This is a genomic window from Mogibacterium timidum ATCC 33093, assembly GCF_000525775.1.
Taxonomy (GTDB): Bacteria; Bacillota; Clostridia; order Peptostreptococcales; family Anaerovoracaceae; genus Mogibacterium; species Mogibacterium timidum.
Map to the genome: position 1 here is coordinate 1 of NZ_JALU01000022.1, position 4,191 is coordinate 4,191.

General features: G+C 39.8%; 4 protein-coding genes and 3 pseudogenes. All 7 read right to left on the reverse strand.

Annotated features, from left to right (window positions below; all coding sequences use genetic code 11):
- Nucleotides 1-163: 163 nt before the first annotated feature.
- Nucleotides 164-454, reverse strand: a pseudogene (locus HMPREF0581_RS09060) (transposase); the annotation flags it as partial.
- Nucleotides 455-715: 261 nt separating this feature from the next.
- Nucleotides 716-1,396, reverse strand: a complete 681-nt coding sequence (locus HMPREF0581_RS06235) for an EFR1 family ferrodoxin (RefSeq protein WP_330371666.1) — start codon at nt 1,394-1,396, stop codon at nt 716-718.
- A gap of 36 nt (nt 1,397-1,432) precedes the next feature.
- Nucleotides 1,433-2,302 (reverse strand): acyl-CoA thioester hydrolase/BAAT C-terminal domain-containing protein, encoded by an 870-nt coding sequence (locus HMPREF0581_RS06240; RefSeq protein ID WP_036381447.1) that lies wholly within the window; start codon nt 2,300-2,302, stop codon nt 1,433-1,435.
- A gap of 109 nt (nt 2,303-2,411) precedes the next feature.
- Nucleotides 2,412-2,645: an ATP-binding protein gene (locus HMPREF0581_RS06245; protein ID WP_009644210.1), complete on the reverse strand. Its 234-nt coding sequence runs from the start codon at nt 2,643-2,645 to the stop codon at nt 2,412-2,414.
- A 74-nt stretch (nt 2,646-2,719) separates the two neighbouring features.
- The gene (locus tag HMPREF0581_RS06250) at nt 2,720-3,532 is read right to left on the reverse strand and encodes a class I SAM-dependent methyltransferase (RefSeq protein ID WP_207637013.1); all 813 of its coding nucleotides are present in this window, start codon (nt 3,530-3,532) and stop codon (nt 2,720-2,722) included.
- Nucleotides 3,533-3,595: 63 nt separating this feature from the next.
- Nucleotides 3,596-4,090 (reverse strand): annotated as a pseudogene (locus HMPREF0581_RS08940) (DUF4368 domain-containing protein); the annotation flags it as partial.
- Nucleotides 4,081-4,191, reverse strand: a pseudogene (locus tag HMPREF0581_RS09110) (recombinase); the annotation flags it as partial. The pseudogenes HMPREF0581_RS09110 and HMPREF0581_RS08940, both read right to left, overlap by 10 nt.

Consider the following 4,191-nt stretch of genomic DNA (forward strand, 5'->3'; position numbering starts at 1 on the left):
AATAAAGGTCTTTCGTGAGAAATGTGTAACGGGCCGGTCAGTTTCTTCTAGCTGGCTCTTAAATATTGTCTACCAAATTATTTTTGACATGTCAAGACATACTCGGTTGAAACGGGCATGTCTTTTATTTGAAATCCGGCAATTTCTGCTATTCAGGCAGACGCTACGGATACATGATCGACAACTCGCCACGGACTTTTCCCCGGTTGCGTAGTGGCATTGTCCACTTGCGTGTGGCTTCGAACGTTGCAAGATACAGTGCTTTCAGCAGTGCCTGAGAACCGGAGAATACACTTCTCCGGCGGTTCAGCCGCCTCAGTGTCGAATTCAGTGATTCTACGGCATTGGTCGTGTAAAAGGCTGTTCTGACATCCCCGGAAAACTTGAAAATCGGAGATATGGCGTCCCAGTTATCACTCCGGCGTTTCATAGCATAGGGATACTGTGGACTCCACCTATCTGTGAGACCTGGGGACAATAGAAAAAGCCGGGTGACCTTCGCTTTGAAAATCACTCGGTTATGTAAAAGACCGGCTTTCCCTTTGGAATACCAGCCTGATTATTATGATTGAAGCTCGGAAAACCGATTTGTCTATCGGATTGACCGCCAGACAAAATCGGGGTTTTTATAATTTGAAGCTTTTATATTTTTCGTATCGACATTGTTCCTTCACCTGCTCTCCAAGCAACGTAATTGCTTTTTGAGGGCATAAACTTATACAGCGGTACACATTGTACATTGATTTCCAGAAACTGCCCGATTATCTTTCATTTGAATATTTCCCATTGGACATTCTTTACTGCATAGGCCGCAACCAATGCACGCATCGCTTATTTTCAATACATCAGAATATCCCGCCGTTTTACGATAGAACCATAGTCTTTGCCCAAACAACCCCTTGAGATGTGCTGTCAGCGATAATCCTTCTTGGGGATATTTCCCCTGCCTGATTTGTTCTGCAACTTGCTCAATACGCTCATCTGCATTTTTAACAACTTGTCTGTTTCCCTCAATATCTTTCTTCAACAACTTGCTATCACAAACAGAATCCGGCATTTTTATTTGCAAACCGCCAAGGATTTCTGCCCCATACTTCTTTAAGAGTCTTGCAGTGCATCCCGTCCCGTCACCGCTGAAAAGGCCCATTGTATTGACACAAAACACTTTTTTCCCTTTCCATATGGAGCTGTTTCTTACGATAAAATCGCGTACCATAAATGGAGCGTTGGAAAATTGTGTGGGATAACCCAGAATAATTATGTTCTGCTCATCTAATATGCTTGTAATCTGCGGGGATTCTAACGGAACACATTGTGCCGTGTCATCCATCAAATGCACAAGCTTTTCAACACAGTGCTTCGTATTCCCCGTTCCACTTAAATAAATCCCTATCACTTATGCGTTTCTCCAATAAATTCCAGTTTATCCTTATCAGTGATTTCGGATGAAGTCAATCACTTTAGAAGTAATATCTGCTCTGTCGGATGCACATTCATTCGGGTGTTTCCGCTCTGTCTTGAAGAGAAGTTTTAACAATCCTTCGTTTCTTCTCATCGGGATAGCAAAGTGACTGATATATCGGTACTTCAGGTTCATTACTTCGTAAGAGAAGTTCCGGTCCAGCAGATATTTTTCTATATAATCAGCCTGTTGAACAGAAGGCCACACTGTGTCTGCTTCCGTTGATATGAGAAGAATAGGACCGTGAATTCTTTCCATGGGAATGATAGCCTCAGCTCCAATATCCTTATTTGTGTTATAATCCAGAATATTAAATTCACGATGAGCGATAAACTGTTTTATCACATTGAAATATCTCATTTTATAGGGAACATAGTTCAAACTTTTTCTCTGATATGACCAGCAGGAATCACCAGATGTTCTCTTTTTCCCGATCATACCTTCACTGACAAAATAAGAAGGGACACGTGCTATGACACAGCTGACGTCTTCAAACATTGATGCCGCAAGCAGAGCATATTCAGCTCCTTTGGATATACCATCCACTACAATCTTTTTATAACCTTGATCTTTAAGCCATCGAATCGCATTTTCAACATACTCCAACGGCACTTTATCCAGAAATTTTCCTGTAGCAATTCCTGCAAACAGCGTGACTCCTAATGCAGATATGCCGCTTTGTCTATAGTAATAGGCCATTGTATCACTAGCCGCAGAACCTCCCTCACTGCCGGAAAAGGTAATGACAACCTTTTCCTTTTCTTTGGCATCATAAAGATGACCTTCAAAACCTTGTTCAGCTATTGTGAGTATAAGATCTGCATCTATATTTTGTCTCATTCTGATTGTACTTCCTTGCAAATAGGGATTTATTTATCTAAGGAAACCTTCCAATAACGTCTCCTGTTCGTCTCTGCTGTTTTGTTCAATAATCCTTTGTCAACAAGATTCATTTCTTGCTCAATCCGCTCCCGGAACGTTCCATATAGCCAAGTCTTGCAAAGATGTCAGCAAGTACCGGATTTCGACGGATGGATGGAACCCCTTTGATATTACGATCCTGTATTAGCGTGCCATCCGGCATTCCTCCGGGAGAATAGATCTCCATGCGGTCATCAAAAATATCTATATGCGCTTCGTTTCCATTGATCAGGTAGTCCCGACGAATCAAAGCATTGCCCAATGCCTCAAAATAACTGCGGTGCACATATTCCCGGCAGCTCAACCCTTGAATCAGGCAGTTTTTTCCTAATGGTTTTAGAGTTGTTTACTAAAAACAAGAATCTTCTGTGTGATTTTTCTCGCAATCGGGAGCCAGTCGATTAGCTTTAATGCAGGCGTGAGAACACGCATACCACGTAATATGTTGTCATCTTTAATCTTATGAAACCCCTGAGCAATGTTCTTTATATCATCAAAGCTGTCTGCACCGAAAACGAATCTGGCTCCGGTTTGCTGGATGGATTTTTCAACTCTTTCTCGTTTTACCCACATCTTTGCAATGCATTCCATTATGACCGTAGCAGTATCAAAGTTTTTACGAATGATAGAAAGTATCTTGGCATTCTCTTCGGCAGTGAGATACATGGACAGTCCTTCTATAATAAAAAGTACATTTTTTCTGTTTTTTACTTCCTTGAACCAGTTTTGATCCAAAGCAGAAGCACCGATAGATGAAACTCGACCACTTTCTAAAAAAATCTGATCTCTGAGCTTTATGACATCAGGCAAATCCAGATTGTACCAAGTGATGATACCATTATCCACACGATAAAATCTTGTATCCAGTCCGCAGGCAATGTTTACTATTGTGGCAGTAGGATTTCGTCCAATAAAATCTTTGACCAGTTCATCAAGGACAAGTGTGCGTGCGATGACACCACTACTCATAGTACGATCTTTTGATGCAGTTGAAAAGTCATAGTCAATCCTATTTACAAGTTCTACTGCTTTTGCATCATAGAACTTATGCTTCTTTCTCTGTGAATACTCTGCACGTGCGTAAAAACTTTGAAGCATTGTTTCCGCAGTGCCATTCAAAACAGGTTTTATTTTTTCTTGTATTTCCATTTCCCTTAAACGTAGACACCTCATGTAAATTCAAGTTAGTTGCCACTAACATTGTACCATTTTTTAAGCCATTTTTTCTGTATCAGCTTTTTGTGGCACTTGACAGTTGCCTATAAAGTTAAAGTAAACATCAACTTGTTGTTTTCTGTCTTTTTCTTTTCTTCCCCCTTTTGTTTCATGGACCACAACTTTTTCTATATACTCATTTATCATTGGTACTGTCAGTTCCTCAATATCTGTATATTTCTCTATCATTTTTAGAAATTTATCAGTGTCAACTTTTTTCTGATGATAGCTTTCTATTTCCTGTTCAAAATACTGTATCTGTTTTTCTAAGTCTTGTTGCTCCGTATCATAGGTATTAAATAATCTATCAAAGTGTTTTACAGGAATTTTTCCAAGTGCGTGGTCTTCGTATAGTTTTGTAATGAGGGTTGTTAGTTATTCATTTCTTGATGACAGTTTTTCTAACTTCTCTTTGTCCCCTTGATATTTTTCTTCTCTTTTTTCATCGGATAACTTGTTCATCACTTTTAGAAATTCTTGTTTACTCCCTTTTCTTTGAACAGTATTTCGGTATAAAAGCCTACTTTGAGGTAATCTCTGCCAAACCTACTCATATCTTTTACTATCACAGTAGATACTTTGTTTTCTTCTAC